The following is a 20,256-nucleotide window of genomic DNA, read 5'->3' on the forward strand; positions in this document are numbered from 1 at the left end:
TCTCAGTCACGACCGATTTCGCATCGGATCGGGCGGAGGTCTACAGATTCCGTTGTCTTCTGACTAGGCTCCGGTCATGGCCGACCAGACCTTCCAGAACGTTGTCAACGGCGAGCTCGTCGCCGCCGCCTCCGGTGCCACCTACGACGTGGAGGACCCCACGACGGGGGAGGTCTACGCCGCCGCGCCGCTCTCGGACGCCGAGGACGTCGACCGCGCCTACGCCGCCGCCGACCGGGCCTTCGAGACCTGGGGCGAGACGACCCCGCAGGAGCGGATGACCGCGCTGCTGGGCATCGCCGACGCCCTCGACCGGCGCAGCGAGGAGTTCGTGCGCGTCGAGTCGCGCGACACCGGCAAGCCGCTGGGCCTGACCGCCACCGAGGAGCTCCCGGTCGGCGTCGACCACTTCCGCTTCTTCGCCGGTGCGGCGCGGCTGCTGGAGGGCAAGTCGGCGGGGGAGTACATGGCCGACCACACCTCGTGGATCCGCCGCGAGCCGATCGGCGTCATCGGCCAGGTGACGCCGTGGAACTACCCGCTGATGATGATGATCTGGAAGATCGCCCCGGCGCTGGCCGCCGGCAACACCATCGTGCTCAAGCCCAGCGACACCACCCCGGCGACCTCGGTGCTGCTCGCCGAGCTGGCCCAGGAGTTCCTGCCGCCCGGGGTGCTCAACGTCGTGTGCGGCGACCGTGACACCGGCCGGCGCCTGGTCGAGCACCCGACACCGCAGATGGTCTCGATCACGGGATCGGTGCGCGCCGGCATGGAGGTCGCGGGAGCCGCGGCCGCCGACCTGAAGAAGGTGCACCTCGAGCTCGGCGGCAAGGCCCCGGTCGTGGTCTTCGACGACGCCGACGTGGAGCGTGCCGCCGCGGCCATCGCCGAGGCCGGCTACTTCAACGCCGGTCAGGACTGCACCGCCGCCACCCGCGTGCTGGTCGCCCCCGGGGTGCACGACGAGTTCGTCGCCGCGCTCACCGAGGCCGCCCGCGGCACCCGCACCGGACTGCCCGACGACGAGGACGTGCTCTACGGCGCGCTCAACAACGCCGACCAGCTGGCCCGCGTCAGCGGCATGGTCGACCGGCTGCCCGACCACGCCACGCTCCAGACCGGCGGTGCCCGCCAGGGCGAGCGGGGCTACTTCTACGAGCCGACCGTGGTCTCGGGGCTGCGCCAGGACGACGAGCAGGTGCAGACCGAGATCTTCGGCCCGGTCATCACCGTGCAGCGCTTCTCCGACGAGGCCGAGGCCCTGCGCTGGGCCAACGGCACGAAGTACGGGCTGTCGTCCTCGGTGTGGACCGCCGACCACGCCCGGGCCCTGCGCATGTCCAAGCGCCTCGACTTCGGCGTGGTGTGGATCAACACCCACATCCCCTTCGTCTCCGAGATGCCCCACGGCGGCTTCAAGCACTCCGGCTACGGCAAGGACCTCTCGGCCTACAGCCTCGAGGACTACACCCGGGTCAAGCACGTCATGAGCTACCACGGTGAGTGACCCGGTGAGCGGCCGCACGGGCGAGCCGACGAGCAGCCCCATGCGCATCCTCCTGGTCGGTGCCGGCGGCGTCGGCTCGGCCTTCGCGGCCATCGCCGCGCGCCGCGACTTCTTCGAGGCCCTGGTCGTCGCCGACTACGACGAGGCCAAGGCGCAGAGCGCCGCCGCGATCGACGAGCGGTACGCCGCCGCGCGCGTCGACGCCTCCGACGCGGGCTCGGTGAGCGCGCTGTGCCGCGAGCACCGGATCACCCACGTGATGAACGCGGTCGACCCGGTCTTCGACATGCCGGTCTTCGAGGGCGCCTTCGCCGCGGGGGCCGACTACCTCGACATGGCGATGTCGCTCTCGCGGCCGCACCCGGAGGCGCCGTACGAGCAGTGCGGGGTGAAGCTGGGCGACGAGCAGTTCGCGGTCGCGGGGGAGTGGGAGGCCGCCGGACGGCTGGCCCTGGTCGGCATCGGCGTCGAGCCGGGCCTGTCCGACGTCTTCGCCCGCTACGCCGCCGACCACCTCTTCAGCGAGATCGACGAGCTCGGCACGCGCGACGGCGCCAACCTCGTGGTCACCGACGACGACGGCAACGAGGTCTTCGCGCCGTCGTTCTCGATGTGGACCACGATCGAGGAGTGCCTCAACCCGCCCGTCGTCTGGCAGGACGGGCAGTGGTCGACCACCGCGCCCTTCAGCGAGCCCGAGGTCTTCGACTTCCCCGAGGGCATCGGGCCGGTCGAGTGCGTCAACGTCGAGCACGAGGAGGTGCTCCTCATGCCGCGCTGGATCGACTGCCGGCGCGCGACCTTCAAGTACGGCCTGGGCGAGGAGTTCATCTCCATCCTCAAGGCCCTGCACACCCTGGGCCTCGACCGCACCGAGAAGGTGCGCGTCAAGGGCGTCGAGGTCAGCCCGCGCGACGTCGTCGCCGCGGTGCTGCCCGACCCGGCCACCGTGGGCCCGCGGATGCGCGGCAAGACCTGCGCGGGGCTCTGGGTCACCGGCCTCGGCAAGGACGGCGCGCCCCGCTCGACCTACCTCTACCACGTGGTCGACAACGCCTGGACGATGCAGGAGTACGGCCACCAGTGCGTGGTGTGGCAGACCGCGGTCAACCCCGTGGTCGCCCTCGAGCTGCTCGCCACCGGCGTGTGGCGCGGGGCCGGCGTGTTGGGCCCCGAGGCCTTCGACGCCGTACCCTTCCTCGACCTGCTCACGGCCTACGGCAGCCCGTGGGGAATGAAGGAGATGGACTCGTGACCGACACCCAGCAGCACGCCCCGACCACCCCGACCGGCCCCGCCACCAACGTGGGCCTGCCCCAGGAGCGGCGCCTGGTCACCGCGATCCCCGGCCCGGCCTCGCTCGAGCGCCTCGAGCGCAAGAAGGCCTACGTCGCCGACGGCGTGGGCACGACCCTGCCCGTCTTCGTCGTCGCCGCGGGCGGCGGCGTCCTCGTCGACGTCGACGGCAACTCCCTCATCGACCTCGGCTCGGGCATCGCGGTCACCACGGTCGGCAACGCCGCCCCCGCGGTGGTCCGCAACGTCACCGAGCAGGTCCAGGCCTTCACCCACACCTGCTTCATGGTCACGCCCTACGACGGCTACGTCGACGTCGCGCAGGCCCTCGCCGAGCTCACCCCGGGCTCGCACGCCAAGAAGTCGGCCCTGTTCAACTCCGGCGCCGAGGCCGTCGAGAACGCCGTGAAGATCGCCCGCGTCGCCACCGGCAAGGACGCCGTGGCCGTCTTCGACCACGCCTACCACGGCCGCACCAACCTCACGATGGCCATGACGGCCAAGAACATGCCCTACAAGCACGGCTTCGGGCCCTTCGCCGGCGAGGTCTACCGCGCCCCGATGTCCTACCCCTTCCGCGACGGGCTCTCGGGCCCCGAGGCGGCCGCACGCGCCCTCGACGTCATCGAGAAGCAGGTGGGCGCCACCAACCTGGCCTGCGTCGTCATCGAGCCCGTGCAGGGCGAGGGCGGCTTCGTCGTGCCGGCCCCGGGCTTCCTGCCGGCGCTCTCGCAGTGGTGCACCGACAACGACGTCGTGCTCATCGCCGACGAGATCCAGTCCGGCTTCTGCCGCACCGGCGACTGGTTCGCCAGCGACCACGAGGGCGTCGTGCCCGACCTGGTCACCACGGCCAAGGGCATCGCCGGCGGGCTGCCGCTGGCCGCCGTCACCGGCCGTGCCGAGCTGATGGACTCCGTGCACGGCGGCGGCCTCGGCGGCACCTACGGCGGCAACCCGCTGGCCTGCGCCGCCGCGCTGGGCGCCATCGAGGAGATGCGCGAGCACGACCTCGTGGGTCGCGCCCGCGACCTCGGCGCGCTCATGACCGAGCGCCTCACCGCGCTGGCCGCCGAGCACCCCGTCGTCGCCGACGTCCGTGGTCGCGGCGCCATGATGGCCATCGAGCTCTGCGAGCCCGGCACGACCACCCCCGACGCCGCCCGCACCGCCGCCGTCGCCGCGCACTGCCACCGCAACGGCGTCGTGGTGCTCACCTGCGGCACGTGGGGCAACGTCTTCCGCTTCCTGCCGCCGCTGTCGATCCCCGACGCGCTGCTGCACGAGGCCTTCGACGTCGTCGCCGAGGCCTTCGCCGCCACCGCCCCCGACGCCGAGCCCGTCACCCCGGTCGCTCCCTGACGGCGACCTCGGCCGGGCCGGTCGTGGGGCCGGTCGCGGGGTCCTGCGGCCGGCCCGGGCGCGACGGGGGAGACTGGCGCGCGTGAGTGAGCGTCGCGACATCGTCATCCTCGGCTCCACCGGCTCGATCGGCACCCAGGCCCTCGACCTCGTGCGGGCCCACCCCGACCGCTTCCGCGTGGTCGGGCTGAGCGCCGGGGGAGGCCAGCCCGAGCTGTTCGCGCAGCAGGTGGCCGAGCTGCGCCCGGCGTACAGCGGGCTGGGGGAGGAGGCCTCGGTCGAGGCCGCCGGTCTCGGGGCCGACGTCGTGCTCAACGGCATCACCGGCGCGGTCGGGCTGTGCCCGACCCTCGCCGCGCTCGAGTCGGGCTCGACGCTGGCCCTGGCCAACAAGGAGTCGCTGATCATGGCCGGCCCGCTGGTGCTGGCCGCGGCGGCCCCCGGCCAGGTGGTGCCGGTCGACTCCGAGCACTCCGCCGTCGCGCAGTGCCTGCGCGGAGGGGCGCGCGAGGAGGTGCGCCGCCTCGTGCTCACCGCCAGCGGTGGGCCCTTCCGCGGCCGCAGCCGCGAGCAGTTGGCCGAGGTGACCCCGGCCGAGGCGCTCGACCACCCGACCTGGTCGATGGGCCCGGTGATCACGATCAACTCCGCGACCCTGGTCAACAAGGGCCTGGAGGTGATCGAGGCCCACCTGCTCTTCGGCGTGCCCTACGACGACATCGAGGTCGTGGTGCACCCCACCAGCGTCGTGCACTCGATGGTGGAGTTCACCGACGGCTCCACGCTGGTGCAGGCCAGCCCGCCCACGATGATGATCCCGATCGCGCTCGGCCTGGCCTGGCCCGACCGGGTGCCCGGCGCCGCGGCCCCCGTCGACTGGTCGACGGCGCAGACGTGGCGCTTCGACCCGCTCGACGACGAGGCCTTCCCCGCCGTCGCCCTGGCCCGCGAGGCCGGTCGGCGCGGCGGCACGGCCCCCGCGGTATACAACGCTGCCAACGAGGAGTGCGTCGCGGCCTTCCGCGACGGCCGGCTGGGCTTCACCGGGATCGTCGACGTGATCGCTGCGGTGCTGCGTGGTCACGACGTACCCTCGGACGAGCAGCTCACCCTCGACGGCGTGCTGGCTGCCGACACCTGGGCCCGTGAGACGGCCCGCGCCACGATCCGCTCCACGAGCCGAGGAAGCCGATGACCACCGCCCTGCTCTACCTCCTCGGCGTGCTCGTCTTCGTCGTCGCGATCCTGGTCTCGATCGGTCTGCACGAGCTCGGCCACATGATCCCGGCCAAGCGCTTCGGCGGGAAGGTGACGCAGTACTTCATCGGCTTCGGCCCCACCGTGTGGAGCAAGCAGGTCGGCGAGACCGAGTACGGCGTCAAGGCCATCCCGCTCGGCGGCTACGTCAAGATCGTCGGCATGCTGCCGCCCGGCGCCGCGCAGCTGGCCGACGAGACCACCGTCGACGCCGACGGCAACACCGTGACCCGCGTGCGCAAGTCCAACACCGGCATGTTCACCCAGCTCATCTCCGACGCCCGCGCGGCGGAGTGGGAGCTGGTGCGCCCCGAGGACAGCGACCGTCTCTTCTACAAGATGGCCTCCTGGAAGAAGATCGTGGTGATGGCCGGCGGCCCCACGGTCAACATCCTCATCGCCTTCTTCCTGTTCTGGATCGTCTTCAGCACCTACGGCACCCGCACCATCGAGCCCGAGGCCGGTGCGCCGGTCGTCGACACGGTGTCGCGGTGCGTCATCCCCTACTCCGACGAGGGTCGCGAGTGCGCCGCCGACGACCCCGCCAGCCCCGCCAGCGACGCCGGCCTGCGACCCGGTGACACCATCACCTCCTTCAACGGCACGGCCGTCACCGGCTGGGACCAGCTGCGCGAGCTGATCCGCGACAACGCCGACGGCGAGGCCGTCATCGGCTACGAGCGCGACGGCCAGGAGCTCACCGGCACGACCAGCACCACGGTCGAGACCCGGCCGACCTCCGAGACCGACGAGACCCTGCGCCAGGTCGGCTTCCTGGGTGTGACGCCCACCGTCGAGCTCGTCGTCACCCAGGGCGGCCCGCTCTACACCCTCGAGCAGATGGGGGTCATGGCCAAGGACACCGTGCAGGCGCTGGTCACCCTCCCGGTCAAGGTCTACGAGGTCGGCCAGGCCATCGTCGGGGTCGAGGAGCGCGCGGCCGACAGCCCGGTCAGCATCGTCGGCGGCGGCCGGATCGCGGGCGAGGTCAGCTCGGCCGAGCAGATCCCCGGCGGCGACAAGGTCGCCTTCCTGCTCTCGCTGATCGCCGGCTTCAACTTCTTCATCGGCGTCTTCAACTTCGTGCCGCTGCTGCCCCTCGACGGCGGCCACATCGCCAGTGCCAGCTGGGAGTGGATCCGTCGCGGCGCCGCCCGCCTGCGCGGTCGACCCGACCCCGGCTACGTCGACGCGGCCAAGCTCCTCCCGGTCGCCTACGTCGTCGCCTCCGCGCTGCTGGTCATGGGCGTCGTGCTCATCGTCGGCGACCTCGTCGCCCCCGTCGCCACGCCGTTCTGAGGCCGCCCTCCCGCCCACGCGGGGCCGCTCGGGACGCGGGCGGGGCGCGCGCGTCGTAGGTGCGGCGTGCGCGTGGCGCGGGCTGTGCGTCATACGGAGGGTGGATGCGCATCCACGTCTCGCGTGACGTCCGGTGTGTCGTGTGGGTGGTTGCTCGGGGCGTGGGCGGGGCGTCATACGGAGGGTGGATGCGCATCCACGTCGCGCATGACGTCCGGTGTGTCGCGTGGGTGGTCGCTCGGGTCGTGGGCGCGGCGTCATACGGAGGGTGGATGCGCATCCACGGCTCGTATGACGTCGCCACCTGGGCTCGGCGTGCGGCGCGGCCCGCGAGTCGTCCACCGCGCCGCTCCTGCGACGGCTCGTCCACAGGTCGGTGACGGCCGGCCCCGCCGACCGGCTCGACGGCCGAGGCTGGCGGCATGCCCAAGCCCCTCCCTGACGACTCCCTCGCTGCTCGCCGGGTCCGACGCCTCGCCCGACAGCAGCACGGCGTGGTCTCGCGCCGCCAGCTCTACGCCGCGGGCGTGACCCGGTGGCAGGTGACCGGCCAGCTGCGGGCCCGCCGGTGGCAGCGCGTCGGCGACCAGTCGGTGTGCCTGCACACCGGCGAGCTGTCGCAGCAGGCCCATCACTGGGCTGCGGTCTTCCAGGGAGGCCCTCGCGCCGTGCTAGACGCATCGAGCGCGCTGGTGGCCGGCGGACTGGAGCGCTTCGAGCCCTCGCGCGTCCGGGTCTCGGTGCCGCGCGGCGCACGCGTGCGGCGCACGCCGTCCTACGACATCCGCCAGACCCGTCGCTGGGCCGCCGGCGACACCGTCGTCGCCTCCGGCCCTCCGCGCGTGAGACCGGAGGTCGCCGCCATCCGTGCCGCTCTCTGGGCGGCCAGCGAGAAGCAGGCCGTCCACCTGCTCAGCGCGACGGTCCAGCAGGGTCTGGCCACGCCCGAGATGCTGGCCGCGCAAGCGCTGCGCGTACGTCGCGACCGCCGACGACTGCTCGTGCACGAGGTGGTCAACGAGCTGCTTGACGGGGCACGGTCGCTGGGCGAGATGGACGTCGCCCGCGAGCTGGCGCGCCGGGGCATGCCTGCTCCGCAGCGCCAGGTCCTGCGTCGCGGCCCGTCCGGCCGCTTCTACCGCGACCTCTACTGGCCCGACTGGCGGCTCGTGGTCGAGGTCGACGGCATCCACCACACCTGGGCCGAGGAGGTGGTGAGTGACGCCCTCCGGCAGAACGCGCTCGCGCTCGGCGACGCCACCGTCCTGCGGCTGCCGCTGCTGGGCCTGCGCCTGCGGCCGGACGAGTTCTTCGAGCAGATCCGGGCCGCTCTCGTGCGCGCCGGCTGGGGGGCTCCCGCGGCCTGAACAGGACCAGGACGCCTCCGCGCCTCGGCGCGGCCCGATCGGGGGCCCGTGTGCCCCGGGTGTCATGCGCTGGGTGGATGCGCATCCACGTCTCGTATGACGTGCCGACCGGGCCCGTCGACCCGCGCCGGGACGTCATGCGTTGGGTGGATGCGCATCCACGTCTCGTATGACGTGCCGACCGGGCCCGTCGACCGGCACCCGGACGTCATGCGCTCGGTGGATGCGCATCCACGATGCGCATGACGCGCCGACCGGCTCGTGACGACACCCTCCCGGCACCCCTCCCCGCACCCCTCACCGCGGCCCACCACGCCGTACTGGGCCCCTGCGGGGTGCGCAGTAGCCTGGGGGCATGACCGAGATCAACCTGGGGATGCCGTCGGCCCCGCCGCCCGTGCTCGCCCCGCGCCGCCCCACCCGCCAGATCAAGGTCGGCTCGGTGGGGGTCGGCAGCGACTCGCCGGTCTCGGTGCAGTCGATGACCACGACGCTGACGTCCGACATCAACTCCACGCTGCAGCAGATCGCCGAGCTCACCGCGACCGGCTGCGACATCGTGCGGGTGGCCTGCCCGAGCCAGGACGACGCCGAGGCCCTGCCCGCGATCGCGCAGAAGTCGCAGATCCCGGTCATCGCCGACATCCACTTCCAGCCCAAGTACGTCTTCGCCGCGATCGACGCCGGCTGCGCCGCGGTGCGCGTCAACCCCGGCAACATCCGCAAGTTCGACGACCAGGTCAAGGAGATCGCCCGGGCCGCCAAGGACCGCGGCACGAGCATCCGCATCGGCGTCAACGCGGGCTCCCTCGACAAGCGCATCATGGACAAGTACGGCAAGGCCACGCCCGAGGCCCTCGTGGAGTCGGCGGTGTGGGAGGCCAGCCTCTTCGAGGAGCACGACTTCCACGACTTCAAGATCTCGGTGAAGCACAACGACCCCGTCGTGATGGTCCGCGCCTACGAGCTGCTCGCCGAGGCCGGTGACTGGCCGCTGCACCTCGGGGTCACCGAGGCCGGCCCGGCCTTCCAGGGCACCATCAAGTCGGCCACCGCCTTCGGGGCCCTGCTGAGCCAGGGCATCGGCGACACGATCCGCGTCTCGCTCTCGGCCCCGCCGGTCGAGGAGGTCAAGGTCGGCATCCAGATCCTGCAGTCGCTCAACCTGCGCCCGCGCAAGCTCGAGATCGTCTCGTGCCCCAGCTGTGGCCGCGCCCAGGTCGACGTCTACAAGCTCGCCGAGGAGGTCACCGCCGGTCTCGAGGGCATGGAGGTGCCGCTGCGCGTCGCCGTCATGGGCTGTGTCGTCAACGGCCCGGGCGAGGCGCGCGAGGCCGACCTCGGCGTCGCCTCCGGCAACGGCAAGGGCCAGATCTTCGTCAAGGGCGAGGTCATCAAGACCGTGCCGGAGTCGCAGATCGTGGAGACCCTCATCGAGGAGGCCATGCGCATCGCCGAGGGCATGGAGGCCGTCGACGGCGCCGCCGCCGAGGTCAGCGTCGGCTGAGTCCCGCCCACAGGGCGTGCGAGCGCCCTAGAGTGTCGGCCATGACGAGGGTCTGGCGGCTCGGGGCCGCGCTCGGGTCGGTGTCGTTGCTGCTGGGTGTGCTCCCGCGCCCCGCGGTCGCCGCCGATGGGTCGGGTCGATTGCCGGACAAGTGCGCCCGGATGAACGCCGAGGGCCAGCTCCCCACCTGCACCCGCTCCGACGGAGGGTGGGTGGCCACCTACCCCGACAGCCCGTTCACCGAGTCCGGGGGAGCCAGCGGTGCCGCGGGCCTGGTGGCCGCGCTCGTGGTGCTCGGCCTGGTCGCCGGCCTCGTCGCCGCGCTGTGGCGGGTCTCGGTGGCGCGTCGCATGGCGCGCGAGTCCGGCATGAGCGAGCGCGACGCCTCGCTGATGGCGCTGGGCAGCGACGACGGGCTCGAGGCGACCTACCTCGCGGCCAGCCTGCGCGGCAGCGCTCCGGCCGGCCCGGCCGGTCCGGCTGCCGCCGTCCCCCCGGCGTCGGACCCGCCCTCCGTCGCCGCCCGCCTGCGGACCCTCCTCGACCTGCGCGAGCAGGGCCTCATCACCGACGAGGAGTACGACGCGCGTCGCCGTGTCGTCCTCGACGACCTCTGAGTGGTCCGCGCGCCGCCGTCGCGTCGCGCGTCCCGGTCCCGCCCGCCCCTCGTCGGGGTGACACCCCGGAGGGCCGGTGGTCGTAGGCTCCAGGCGTGCTGACGACCCGCCACGGCGTGCGCCCCTTGGGGGCGGCCGACCTCCACGAGTTCCTCGCGCTCGTCGAGCTCGACCCCGTGGTCAACGTCTTCGCCGACTACCGGGCGCGCACGACCAACCTGGAGCCGCGCTGGCTGGGCGGGGAGGTGTGGGGCCGCTTCGTCGACGGTCGCCTCGTCGCCGCGTGCCACGTCGGCGCCAACCTGGTGCCGATCGGCGCCACCGCCGACGACGCCCGCGCCTTCGCGGAGCGCGCGCTGACGCGCGGCCGCAGCGTGTCGACCATCGTGGGCCCCCACGAGGCCGTCGAGGTGCTGTGGGGTCACCTCGCCTCGTCGTGGGGCCGGCCCCGCGAGACCCGGTGGCGCCAGCCCCACCTCGAGCTCGCCCGCACCCCCGACGTCGCCCCCGACCCGGGCGTACGGCGCACGACGCGCGCCGACATGGGCGAGCTCTACCCCGCGTGCGTGGCGATGTACACCGAGGAGGTGGGCGTCTCCCCCGAGCAGGGCGGCGGTGCGGAGCTCTACCGCGCCCGGGTCACGCAGCTGGTGAGCCGGGGCTGGTCCTTCGCCCGCTTCGACGACGGCCGGCTCGTCTTCAAGGCCGAGGTCGCCTGCGCCTCGCCCCACGCCGCGCAGGTGCAGGGCGTCTGGGTGCCCGCCGACCGTCGCGGCGAGGGGCTGGCCGTCGCGGGCATGGCGGCGGTCGCCGAGCTGGTGCGCGCCGAGATCGCCCCGACGGTCTCGCTCTACGTCAACGAGTGGAACGAGCCCGCCCGGAGGACCTACGCCGCGGTCGGCTTCGAGGAGACCGCGCGCTTCTCGACCGTCATGTTCTGAGCCGGCCCGCTCTCCGCCCCGGCGGCCCACTAGCCTCGGGCCGTGCCCGCACCCACCGCCGCTCCGCTGCCCCTCGCCGCCAAGCTCCTCGCCGGGGCCTTCGTCACCAGCGGTGTGGTGCACCTCGTGCGACCGCAGACCTTCGAGCCGCTGATGCCCGCGTGGGTGCCGGCCCACCGCGAGGTCATCCGGGGCAGTGGCGTCGCCGAGCTGGCGTGCGCCGCGGGCATGGCGGTGCCGGCGACGCGCCGCGCCGCCGGCTGGGCCAGCGCCGCGCTCCTGGTCGGGGTCTTCCCGGGCAACGTGAAGATGGCCGCCGACGCACGCCGCAGCAGCAGCGCGGTGCTGCGCGCCGGCACGCTGGCCCGGCTGCCGCTGCAGGCCGAGCTGGTGCGGGTGGCGCTCAAGGTCGCCCGCGGCGCCTGAGCCGCGCGGCCCGACCGGACCGGCCGGATCGACGTACGTCAGGGCCCTGCGGTCACCGCTCTCAGGTCCCCGGCGCGCTCGCACCCTGCGTCGGTGGCGCCGGCTGTGGCGTCGGTGTCGCAGCGCACGAGAGCCGCTCGGCTCACCCCGTGGCTGTCGAGCAGCAGCCCGGTCGTGTCCTCCCACTGCACGAGCCCGAACCAGCCGGCCACGGTGTAGTGCTGCAGCAGGGTGCCGTCGGTGCCGCGCGCCCACACGTCCTGCGGGCCGCGGCCGTCGGCCAGCAGACCGACCGTGGCGAGGCGCTCACCGCCCGGGGCGAAGGCCGTCACCCGCTCCTCGCACGAGCGCCACAGCGTCCGCGAGGGGTCCTGCAGCCGCACGACGCGGCTGCACCCGCCCCGGTAGGGGTCGCCGGTGTAGACCGCGAGCCGGTCGTCGGCGAGCGAGGCGGCGTAGCCCGGCTGCCGGCCGACGAGCTCGACCCGGTCCGCGGACAGGTCCCAGAGCATCGTGGCGCGGGGAGGGAAGGTGGAGACGACGACCCGGGTGGCGTCGGCGTCGAGGACGTTCGCGAAGCCCTCGAACCCTCGGCGCTGCCCGATCGACGCGGTGGCGACGTCGAGGACCCGCACCCGTGACCTCTGCGCGGCGAACCGGTAGCGGGTGAGGACGACGACGGAGCCGTCGGAGGCCAGCCGCGCGTCGTCGGTGCCGAGGTCGTCGACGAGGGTGCGGCGCCCCGACCCGTCGAGCAGCAGCACCGGCCGGCGACCGTCGAGCTCGGTGGTGACGACGTACCCGTCGCCGGAGGCCCCGAGCAGGGAGGGGGAGCGGCCGGGCACGCGGACGGTGCGCTCACCGTCGGTGATCGTGCGTCCCGCGAGCACGGGCACCGCCGGGTCGGCGCCACGGGTCAGCGAGCCGGGCGCGATCTGCGTCGCCGCCTCGGCGGCCGCCGCGCCGGCGCCCGGCCCGACGAGGGTCGAGCACGACAGGGCGGCCAGGGCGGCCACCGCGGCTGCCGCGGCGAGCGCGGAGGGGAGTCGTCGGGTGCGGGTGCGGGTGCGGTCCATGGGTGGTCGGTCCGCCCGGGCTGGTGGCCCGGCGGGTCCGGGCTCCTGGGGGAGACGCGCGCCCGGCGTGATCGGTTGTGCCCGCTCCCGCGGGGAGCGGGTAACTGGTTCGTGCCGTCGGCGGCACCACCCCTACGCTGAGCCCATGATCCTGCGGATGTCGACCCTGTTCGTGCGCACCCTGAGGGACGATCCCGCCGACGCAGAGGTGCCCAGCCACCGCCTGCTGGTGCGCGCGGGCTACATCCGTCGCGCCGCGCCCGGCATCTACTCCTGGCTGCCGCTGGGCCTGAAGGTGCTGCGCAAGGTCGAGGCCATCGTGCGCGAAGAGATGGACGCCATCGGCGCCCAGGAGCTCAGCTTCCCCGCACTGCTGCCCCGGGAGCCCTACGAGGCCACCAACCGCTGGACCGAGTACGGCGACGGCATCTTCCGCCTGAAGGACCGCAAGGGCGCCGACTACCTGCTCGGCCCGACGCACGAGGAGATGTTCACCCTCGTCGTCAAGGACCTGTACTCCTCCTACAAGGACCTGCCCCTCTCGATCTACCAGATCCAGACCAAGTACCGCGACGAGGCCCGTCCCCGCGCGGGGCTCCTGCGCGGACGCGAGTTCACGATGAAGGACTCCTACTCCTTCGACGTCGACGACGCCGGCCTCGACGCCAGCTACCAGGCCCACCGCGACGCCTACGTGCGCATCTTCGACCGTCTCGGCTTCGAGTACGTCGTGGTCAAGGCCACCTCGGGCGCGATGGGCGGCTCCCGCTCGGAGGAGTTCCTGGCCAAGGCCGACGTGGGGGAGGACACCTACGTGCGCTGCACCCGCTGCGACTACGCCGCCAACGTCGAGGCCGTCGAGGTCCTGACCCCGCCCGCCTCCGGCTGGGAGGACGCGCCCGCCGCGCACGCCGAGGCCACCCCCGGCACCCCCACCATCGACTCGCTGGTGGCCCACCTCGACGAGGCGTTCCCCCGCGAGGACCGCCCCTGGCACGCCGCCGACACCCTGAAGAACGTGCTGGTGGTGCTCAAGCACCCCGACGGCACGCGCGAGCCGCTCGCCATCGGCCTGCCCGGCGACCGCGAGGTCGACCAGAAGCGGCTCGAGGGCCAGCTCGAGCCGATCGAGGTCGAGCCCTTCGGCGAGGCCGAGTTCGCCGCCCACCCCGCGCTGGTCAAGGGCTACATCGGCCCCGGCGTGCTGGGCGAGGAGAGCGCCTCCGGCATCCGCTACGTCCTCGACCCCCGCGTCGTCGACGGCACCCGCTGGGTCACCGGCGCCGACGTCGACGGCAGCCACGTGCTCGACCTCGTGGCCGGCCGCGACTTCACCGCCGACGGCACCATCGAGGCCGCCGAGGTGCGCGACGGCGACCTGTGCCCCGCCTGCGGCGGCACCGACGGCGGCGTGCTGGAGACCGCGCGCGGCATCGAGATGGGCCACATCTTCCAGCTCGGTCGCAAGTACGCCGACGCGCTCGACCTCAAGGTGCTCGACGAGAACGGCAAGCTGGTCACGGTCACGATGGGCTCCTACGGCATCGGGTGCACCCGCGCGGTGGCCGCGATCGCCGAGGGCACCCTCGACGGGAGCGGGCTGTCCTGGCCGCGCAACGTCGCGCCCGCCGACGTCCACCTGGTCGCGGCCGGCAAGGACGAGGCGGTCCTCGCCGCGGCCGAGCGCATCGCCCACGAGCTGTCGGGCCAGGGGCTCGACGTGCTCTACGACGACCGCACCGGCAAGGTCAGCCCCGGCGTGAAGTTCAAGGACGCCGAGCTGATCGGCGTGCCGACCGTCGTGGTCGTCGGCAAGAGCCTGGCCGAGACCGGCACGGTGGAGGTGCGCGACCGCGCCTCCGGCGAGCGGGAGGACGTCGTCGCCGACCACGTCGTCGACCACCTCGTGCGGCTCGTCCGCGCCTGAGGGGAGCAGGCGCGATGGGCGGGGCAGGCGGCGTCGAGGCGGTCCTCTTCGACTGGGGCGGCACGCTGACGCGGTGGCACGACGTCGACTTCCACGCCGAGTCGCTGGCCCTCGCGCGGGCGGTGGTGGAGTCGGAGCACGGCGACGACGTCCACGCCGCGCGCCTGCACGAGGCCGGCGGCGTGGTGTGGGGCCGCAGCCGCGACCACCAGCGCAGCGCCACCGTGGCCGACCTCTTCGACGAGGCCGGCCTGGCCCACGACCCCGAGCTCCTCGAGGCCTACCGCGCCTTCTGGGAGCCCCACACCGCCACCGACCCCGAGGTCCGACCGCTGTTCGAGGCGCTGCGCGCCGACGGGATCCTCGTCGGGGTGCTCTCCAACACGATCTGGCCGCGCGCCTGGCACCGCGGCTTCTTCGAGCGCGACGGCGTGCTCGACCTGCTCGACGGCGACGTCTACACCTCGGAGATCGCCTGGACCAAGCCGTCCCGCCACGCCTTCCGGGCCGCGATGGACGCCGTCGGGGCCAGCGACCCCGCCCGGTGCGTCTACGTCGGCGACCGGCTCTTCGACGACGTGTGGGGCGCCCAGCAGGCCGGTCTGCGCGCCGTCCACGTGCCGCACAGCACCATCCCCGACGAGCAGCGCGGCCACACCGAGGGCGTGCCCGACGCGGTGGTGTCGAGCATCGGCGGGGTGCTCGACGTCGTGCGCGGCTGGGCCTGACCCCGGCGCCACCGCGTCGTGCGCCGGGGCGACGCGCTGCACGATCTCCTGCACGTTCCTGCATTGCACGAACGTGCAGCGTCGTGAGGCCTCTGCGCCCGGTCGTTCTATTGCAGGATCAGCCCACCTGGCCGCGACGAACGGCGGCCCGCACGAAGGATCCCCACTCCATGGGCATGACGCTCCAGCTCCGCCGCTCCGCCGCCGTCCTCGGCCCGGGCGCGCTCCTCCTCACCACCCTGGCCCTCGGCTCGCTCGCGCCGGCCCAGGCCATGACCACCGGCGACGTCTCGCGCGACTGCGTCGTCGCCGACGCCCACGCCCACGACGAGGCGGCCGCCGCCCGCGGCGGCAAGCACGTGCGCGACCACCGGGCGATCGACACCCTCGAGCAGGAGCGGATCGAGCGCGACTTCCAGCGCCGCCTGGAGCAGGAGAGCCTCGAGCAGGAGCGCCGCCCCGGCATCCGCGCGGTCGGTGCGACCGTGCCCGTCTACGTCCACGTCATGCGCGACGCCAACGGCGGGGGCGACGTCACCGACAGCCAGATCGCCCAGCAGATCGCGGTCATGAACACCAGCTTCAGCGGCGGCAAGTCCGCCGAGGCCGCCGACACCGGCTTCCAGTTCACCCTCGCCGGAGTCGACCGCTTCAACAACACCCAGTGGCACCAGGACAAGCAGAGCGCCACCTACCGCAAGCAGACCCGCCAGGGCGGGGCCAACGCGCTGAACATCTGGCTGGTCGACTTCGACTACCTCGGCATCGCGACCTTCCCGTGGGACTACAAGCGCAACCCCGGCATCGACGGCATCCGCGTGCAGTACACCTCGCTGCCGGGCGGTGCGGCCGCCAACTACAACCTCGGCGAGACCGCCACCCACGAGGCCGGTCACTGGTTCGGGCTCTACCACACCTTCCAGGGCGGCTGCACGAGCACCAACGACGAGGTGGGCGACACCCCCGCGCAGTCGAGCTCGACCACGGGCTGCCCCGAGGGTCGCGACTCCTGCACGCTGCCGGGCCTCGACCCCATCCACAACTTCATGGACTACAGCTACGACTCCTGCTACACCATGTTCACCGCGGGCCAGGCGACCCGCAGCCAGCAGATGTGGACCGCCTACCGCGGCTGATCCACACCGGTCCGCCGGGGCCCGCCCTCGGCCCCACACGTACGGCCTCGCACGCACGGCCTCACGCACGGCCCGTCCCGCACCGCGGGACGGGCCGTGCGTGCATGTGGCAGGTAGGTGCCGCTTGCACGGACCTGCCGTTCTGCAGGTTTGTGCAATGCAACTTCCTGAGGAACCGCGCGGCTCGCGGCGCTCCGGCGGGGCGTTGCATGATTCTGCACGTAGCGCGGGACGGACCCACACCGATCCGCGTGAGCACCGGCCACGTCCCCGGCCACGACGGTCCGCGGACTCGCGTCCTCGGGGGAGATCTCGGGACTTCCTCGACGACGCGAGTTCGCGGATCGTCGCATTTCCGGGGGCTGTCGACGGGGCGGCAGGCTCCGTCGGGCGGTCAGCCGCGGCGGCCCGGGGCCTGCGCGTGGTCCTGCGGCCGGCGGCTCAGGCGGTGCCGGGCAGCGCCTCCGGCGAGCCCCCCAGGTCCAGCAGCCCCACCGCCGTGACGCGCAGCGCGTCGACGGCCCACCGGCGTCGCGCCCCGGTGCTGCTCCCGACGAGCACGGCGTAGGCCCGCGCGCACCGTGCCTCGACGCCGCGGGCGGTGTCGACGACCGGGCCGGCCCCCTGCGCGGCCACCCCGGCGGCCGGCCCGGGCACGTCGTAGGCGACCGCGGCCCCGACCGGGTCCTCGCCGAGGGAGAGCAGGGTGCCGCTGAGGTCGTCGCGACGCGCACGGTGTGCGGCGTAGAGCCCCTGGAGGCGCGCGTAGAGCTCGGGGGAGGCCGACGCGGAGGTGCGGGCGCCGAGCACTCCGAGGACGTAGAGGGCCGCGTGCTCGCCCTCGAGCGTGGTCTGCAGCGCCGTGACGAGCGCGGCGCGGCCGGTGCCGTCCTGCGCCGTGGCGTCGGAGGTCGCGGAGCCGCTCATGCCGCACCCCCGCGAGGCGGCGTCGCCGGGAGGACGGCCAGGCGCTGCGCGGTGCCCGCCGCCATCGCCGCCAGCGCCTGGGCCAGCTCGCCGCTCTCGGCCGCCACGGCCCAGGTCGTCAGCCGCCGCACCAGCCGCTCCTCGCCCCGTCGTACGCCGAGCAGCGCCGCACCCGCCCCGGGGGCCACGGGGGAGTCGTCCCGGGGCCCGTCGTCGGCGGGCGCACCTCCGAGCAGGTCGAGGTGGGTCGTGTGCAGTCCCGCCACGGGGCGCAGCGCCGAGCGCAGGCCCGGGTGGCGGCGCACGGTCCTCTCCGCGAGGGCGCGGGCGGCGGCGAGGTCGGCGACGACCGTCGTCACGAGGTCGTCGTCGGCGCCGGGGGTGGACGCGTCCTGCTCCCGGGCGGTGCCGGCTGCGCCCGAGCCGGCCGGGGCCGGGGCCGTGCGGCTCGGCTCGCCGCCGCTGCACCCGCCGACCGCCGGCAGGACCACGGCGGCGCCGGCGAGGCCGGTCAGCACCGAGCGCCGCGACGCACCGGCCGACGCGGCCGGTCCGGTGGTGGTTCGACGGAGCGGCGCAGGCACCGCACGACCCTAGCGCGACCCGGTGCCGGGCCGTGGCCGCGCGGTCGCCCGCGATGGGCGAAGGGGTCGGTCCACGGGCTATCGTGGACCGCCCGACCCGGTGGGTCTCCACCGTGGGCCGGACGGCAGTGCACACAAGAGAAGAGGGAGGCTGCGACCCGTGAGCAGCACACGACAGGACAGCGAGCGGATCGAGGCGGAGCTCACCGGCCCCCTCGCCGCTCTCGGGCTCGACGTGGAGGCGGTGGAGATCACCCCCGCCGGCAAGCGTCGGGTCCTGCGGGTCGCGGTCGACCAGGACGGCGGGGTCACCCTCGACGACGTCGCCGAGGCCACCCGTGAGGTCAACCGGGTGCTCGACGAGTCCGACGTGATGGGCGAGCACCCCTACACCCTCGAGGTCACCTCCCGCGGCGTCGACCGCCCGCTCACGCTCCCGCGCCACTGGCGCCGCAACACCGACCGCCTGGTCAAGGTCACCCTCGCCGACGGCACGAGCATGACCGGTCGCATCACCGACACCGGCCAGGAGACCGCGACGCTCGACGTCGCGGGCCAGCAGCAGCTGGTCACCTACACCGACGTGGCCAAGGCGCTGGTGCAGGTGGAGTTCAACCGCCCGGGCGGCGGCCGGGCCGGCTCCGAGGAGCCCGACGGGGCCGGGGACGCCGAGGACGACACCGAGCACGACGCCGAGCACGACGCCGAGCACGACGCCGAGCACGGGGACGACGAGGGGGAGGACGCCTGATGGACATCGACATGAGCATCCTGCGGATGCTGGAGCGCGAGAAGGAGATCTCCTTCGAGGTGCTGGTGGAGGCGATCGAGCAGGCCCTGCTCACGGCCTACCACAAGTCCCCGGGGGCCAGCGAGCAGGCGCGGGTCGAGCTCGACCGCAAGAGCGGCCACGTCACGGTGCTCGCCGCCGAGCTCGACGACGACGGCGTCAAGGTCGGGGAGTTCGAGGACACCCCGGCCGGCTTCGGCCGGATCGCGGCGACGACCGCCAAGCAGATCATGCTCCAGCGGCTGCGCGACGCCGAGGACGACATCCGCTTCGGGGAGTTCGCCGGCAAGGAGGGCGACATCATCTCCGGGGTCGTCCAGCAGGGACGCAACCCCGACGACGTGATGGTCGACCTGGGCAAGCTCGAGGCCCTGCTGCCGGTGGGCGAGCGGGTCCCGGGTGAGCAGTACACCCACGGCAGCCGCATCAAGTGCCTGGTGGTGTCGGTGCGCAAGGGCATGCGCGGCCCGCAGATCACGCTCTCGCGCAGCCACCCCAACCTGGTCAAGAAGCTCTTCGCCCTCGAGGTGCCCGAGATCGCCAGCGGCCAGGTCGAGATCGCCGCGATCGCGCGCGAGGCCGGTCACCGCACGAAGATGGCCGTGCACGCCCGCCCCGGCACCACCGGCATCAACCCCAAGGGGGCGTGCATCGGGCCCTTGGGGCAGCGCGTGCGCAGCGTGATGGCCGAGCTGAACGGCGAGAAGATCGACATCGTCGACTGGTCGGAGGACCCCGCGACCCTCGTCGCGAGCGCCCTGTCCCCGGCCCGGGTCACCTCGGTGGAGATCGTCGACCTCGCCGCCCGCTCGGCGCGCGTGGTCGTGCCCGACTTCCAGCTCTCCCTGGCCATCGGCAAGGAGGGGCAGAACGCCCGCCTGGCCGCCCGCCTGACGGGGTGGCGCATCGACATCCGCTCCGACGAGGCGCCGACCGAGCGACCGGGCGACTGACCGGTCGGGCGACCGGCCGGACCCGGTGCCGTCGGGGGCTGCGGCGGCGCCGCACCGTGGCGCCGGTTCGGAAAGGTCGGGCGTGTCGGGCTAGGATCGTCACAGTGGCTCGACCAGACAGCTCCCGCACCTCCCCGGACGACCGGCCCCTCGAGGGCCCCGTCCGGACCTGCGTGGGTTGTCGGACCCGGGCCGCGAAGCGCGAGTTGTTGCGGGTCACCGCCGGCTCGGACGCGCACGGCCGCTCGGTCGTCGTGCCCGATCCCGACGGCACCGCGCCCGGCCGGGGAGCACACCTGCACCCCACCACCGGTTGCTACGACCTCGCGGTGCGACGCAAGGCGTTCGGGCGGGCCCTTCGGCTCACCGACGGCCCGGGCAGCGCGCCGGTGGGGGAGTGGGTCGCAGCCCGCGAGCACGACGACCGATCACGATCGACCAGCAGATCCACTTCCGGATCGAACGACCAGGACTGGAGCAGCAGCTCATGAGCACTCGATGAGTTCTTTCCGATGAGTTTGCACCACCACCACCGCCTCTCGTAGACACCCGA

Annotated in this window: 19 protein-coding genes; 16 read left to right on the top strand and 3 right to left on the bottom strand. The window is 73.6% G+C overall.

What is annotated here, in order from left to right; all coding sequences use genetic code 11:
* The first annotated feature begins 76 nt into the window (after positions 1-76).
* From ASF47_RS02490 to ASF47_RS02535, 10 genes are all read left to right on the top strand, one after another.
* Positions 77-1,510 carry a gamma-aminobutyraldehyde dehydrogenase gene (locus tag ASF47_RS02490; RefSeq protein WP_056862403.1) on the top strand — a complete coding sequence of 478 codons (1,434 nt, stop codon included), beginning with the start codon at positions 77-79 and terminating at the stop codon, positions 1,508-1,510.
* A 40-nt stretch (positions 1,511-1,550) separates the two neighbouring features.
* Positions 1,551-2,765 carry a saccharopine dehydrogenase family protein gene (locus ASF47_RS02495; protein ID WP_056862404.1) on the top strand — a complete coding sequence of 405 codons (1,215 nt, stop codon included), beginning with the start codon at positions 1,551-1,553 and terminating at the stop codon, positions 2,763-2,765.
* Entirely contained in the window at positions 2,762-4,168 is a 1,407-nt protein-coding gene (gene gabT / locus ASF47_RS02500; protein WP_056862405.1) for a 4-aminobutyrate--2-oxoglutarate transaminase, read from the top strand. The genes ASF47_RS02495 and gabT overlap by 4 nt, the downstream gene beginning before the upstream one ends.
* Before the next feature lie 82 nt (positions 4,169-4,250).
* Entirely contained in the window at positions 4,251-5,363 is a 1,113-nt protein-coding gene (dxr, locus tag ASF47_RS02505) for a 1-deoxy-D-xylulose-5-phosphate reductoisomerase (RefSeq protein ID WP_056862406.1), read from the top strand.
* Complete coding sequence (locus ASF47_RS02510; protein ID WP_056862407.1) at positions 5,360-6,724, top strand: M50 family metallopeptidase; 1,365 nt, start codon at positions 5,360-5,362, stop codon at positions 6,722-6,724. The genes dxr and ASF47_RS02510 overlap by 4 nt, the downstream gene beginning before the upstream one ends.
* A 422-nt stretch (positions 6,725-7,146) precedes the next feature.
* Positions 7,147-8,091 (top strand): hypothetical protein, encoded by a 945-nt coding sequence (locus tag ASF47_RS02515; protein ID WP_156697690.1) that lies wholly within the window; start codon positions 7,147-7,149, stop codon positions 8,089-8,091.
* 355 nt (positions 8,092-8,446) lie between these two features.
* Positions 8,447-9,598: a flavodoxin-dependent (E)-4-hydroxy-3-methylbut-2-enyl-diphosphate synthase gene (gene ispG, locus ASF47_RS02520; RefSeq protein WP_056862409.1), complete on the top strand. Its 1,152-nt coding sequence runs from the start codon at positions 8,447-8,449 to the stop codon at positions 9,596-9,598.
* A gap of 41 nt (positions 9,599-9,639) precedes the next feature.
* Positions 9,640-10,215 carry an SHOCT domain-containing protein gene (locus ASF47_RS02525; RefSeq protein ID WP_156697691.1) on the top strand — a complete coding sequence of 192 codons (576 nt, stop codon included), beginning with the start codon at positions 9,640-9,642 and terminating at the stop codon, positions 10,213-10,215.
* Between the two features lie 95 nt (positions 10,216-10,310).
* Complete coding sequence (locus ASF47_RS02530) at positions 10,311-11,156, top strand: GNAT family N-acetyltransferase (RefSeq protein ID WP_156697692.1); 846 nt, start codon at positions 10,311-10,313, stop codon at positions 11,154-11,156.
* A gap of 42 nt (positions 11,157-11,198) precedes the next feature.
* Positions 11,199-11,582 (top strand): DoxX family protein, encoded by a 384-nt coding sequence (locus ASF47_RS02535; protein WP_235558591.1) that lies wholly within the window; start codon positions 11,199-11,201, stop codon positions 11,580-11,582.
* A gap of 38 nt (positions 11,583-11,620) precedes the next feature.
* Here the strand turns inward: ASF47_RS02535 and ASF47_RS02540 are convergent, their stop codons facing one another.
* On the bottom strand, positions 11,621-12,658 hold the full coding sequence (locus ASF47_RS02540; RefSeq protein ID WP_056862411.1) for a hypothetical protein: 1,038 nt from the start codon (positions 12,656-12,658) through the stop codon (positions 11,621-11,623).
* Positions 12,659-12,803: 145 nt separating this feature from the next.
* Between ASF47_RS02540 and ASF47_RS02545 the strand changes: the two genes are divergently transcribed.
* The 3 genes from ASF47_RS02545 (at position 12,804) to ASF47_RS02555 (ending at position 16,449) form a co-directional block, all read left to right on the top strand.
* Positions 12,804-14,585 (top strand): proline--tRNA ligase, encoded by a 1,782-nt coding sequence (locus ASF47_RS02545; RefSeq protein WP_056862412.1) that lies wholly within the window; start codon positions 12,804-12,806, stop codon positions 14,583-14,585.
* A gap of 14 nt (positions 14,586-14,599) precedes the next feature.
* Entirely contained in the window at positions 14,600-15,313 is a 714-nt protein-coding gene (locus tag ASF47_RS02550) for an HAD family hydrolase (RefSeq protein ID WP_056862413.1), read from the top strand.
* 176 nt (positions 15,314-15,489) lie between these two features.
* Positions 15,490-16,449 (top strand): zinc metalloprotease, encoded by a 960-nt coding sequence (locus ASF47_RS02555; protein ID WP_235558592.1) that lies wholly within the window; start codon positions 15,490-15,492, stop codon positions 16,447-16,449.
* A gap of 441 nt (positions 16,450-16,890) precedes the next feature.
* Here the strand turns inward: ASF47_RS02555 and ASF47_RS02560 are convergent, their stop codons facing one another.
* Both ASF47_RS02560 and ASF47_RS02565 read right to left on the bottom strand, forming a co-directional pair.
* Positions 16,891-17,376, bottom strand: a complete 486-nt coding sequence (locus tag ASF47_RS02560) for a DUF4439 domain-containing protein (RefSeq protein WP_082499918.1) — start codon at positions 17,374-17,376, stop codon at positions 16,891-16,893.
* Positions 17,373-17,960, bottom strand: coding sequence for a hypothetical protein (locus ASF47_RS02565; RefSeq protein WP_156697693.1), 588 nt, complete (start codon positions 17,958-17,960; stop codon positions 17,373-17,375). The genes ASF47_RS02560 and ASF47_RS02565 overlap by 4 nt, the downstream gene beginning before the upstream one ends.
* Before the next feature lie 160 nt (positions 17,961-18,120).
* On the opposite strand from ASF47_RS02565, the gene rimP reads away from it, so the two are divergent.
* The 3 genes from rimP (at position 18,121) to ASF47_RS20505 (ending at position 20,194) form a co-directional block, all read left to right on the top strand.
* The gene (gene rimP / locus ASF47_RS02570) at positions 18,121-18,711 is read left to right on the top strand and encodes a ribosome maturation factor RimP (protein ID WP_082499919.1); all 591 of its coding nucleotides are present in this window, start codon (positions 18,121-18,123) and stop codon (positions 18,709-18,711) included.
* Positions 18,711-19,703 carry a transcription termination factor NusA gene (nusA, locus tag ASF47_RS02575; protein WP_056862416.1) on the top strand — a complete coding sequence of 331 codons (993 nt, stop codon included), beginning with the start codon at positions 18,711-18,713 and terminating at the stop codon, positions 19,701-19,703. The genes rimP and nusA overlap by 1 nt, the downstream gene beginning before the upstream one ends.
* Before the next feature lie 173 nt (positions 19,704-19,876).
* A complete protein-coding gene (locus ASF47_RS20505; protein ID WP_228941882.1) occupies positions 19,877-20,194 on the top strand; it encodes a YlxR family protein in 318 nt (105 codons plus the stop codon).
* Positions 20,195-20,256 lie beyond the last annotated feature (62 nt).

Source organism: Nocardioides sp. Leaf285, from assembly GCF_001422955.1.
Classification (GTDB): Bacteria; Actinomycetota; Actinomycetes; order Propionibacteriales; family Nocardioidaceae; genus Nocardioides; species Nocardioides kribbensis.

Excerpts from the sequence above, each read along its gene's own strand:
- ispG (WP_056862409.1), top strand. The coding sequence starts at position 8,447 with ATGACCGAGATCAACCTGGGGATGCCGTCGGCCCCGCCGCCCGTGCTC.
- ASF47_RS02510 (WP_056862407.1), top strand. The coding sequence starts at position 5,360 with ATGACCACCGCCCTGCTCTACCTCCTCGGCGTGCTCGTCTTCGTCGTC.
- ASF47_RS02495 (WP_056862404.1), top strand. The coding sequence starts at position 1,551 with ATGCGCATCCTCCTGGTCGGTGCCGGCGGCGTCGGCTCGGCCTTCGCG.
- ASF47_RS02560 (WP_082499918.1), bottom strand. The coding sequence starts at position 17,376 with ATGAGCGGCTCCGCGACCTCCGACGCCACGGCGCAGGACGGCACCGGC.
- ASF47_RS02555 (WP_235558592.1), top strand. The coding sequence starts at position 15,490 with ATGACGCTCCAGCTCCGCCGCTCCGCCGCCGTCCTCGGCCCGGGCGCG.
- ASF47_RS02525 (WP_156697691.1), top strand. The coding sequence starts at position 9,640 with ATGACGAGGGTCTGGCGGCTCGGGGCCGCGCTCGGGTCGGTGTCGTTG.
- ASF47_RS02550 (WP_056862413.1), top strand. The coding sequence starts at position 14,600 with ATGGGCGGGGCAGGCGGCGTCGAGGCGGTCCTCTTCGACTGGGGCGGC.
- ASF47_RS02545 (WP_056862412.1), top strand. The coding sequence starts at position 12,804 with ATGATCCTGCGGATGTCGACCCTGTTCGTGCGCACCCTGAGGGACGAT.
- nusA (WP_056862416.1), top strand. The coding sequence starts at position 18,711 with ATGGACATCGACATGAGCATCCTGCGGATGCTGGAGCGCGAGAAGGAG.
- ASF47_RS02490 (WP_056862403.1), top strand. The coding sequence starts at position 77 with ATGGCCGACCAGACCTTCCAGAACGTTGTCAACGGCGAGCTCGTCGCC.
- ASF47_RS02540 (WP_056862411.1), bottom strand. The coding sequence starts at position 12,658 with ATGGACCGCACCCGCACCCGCACCCGACGACTCCCCTCCGCGCTCGCC.
- ASF47_RS02515 (WP_156697690.1), top strand. The coding sequence starts at position 7,147 with ATGCCCAAGCCCCTCCCTGACGACTCCCTCGCTGCTCGCCGGGTCCGA.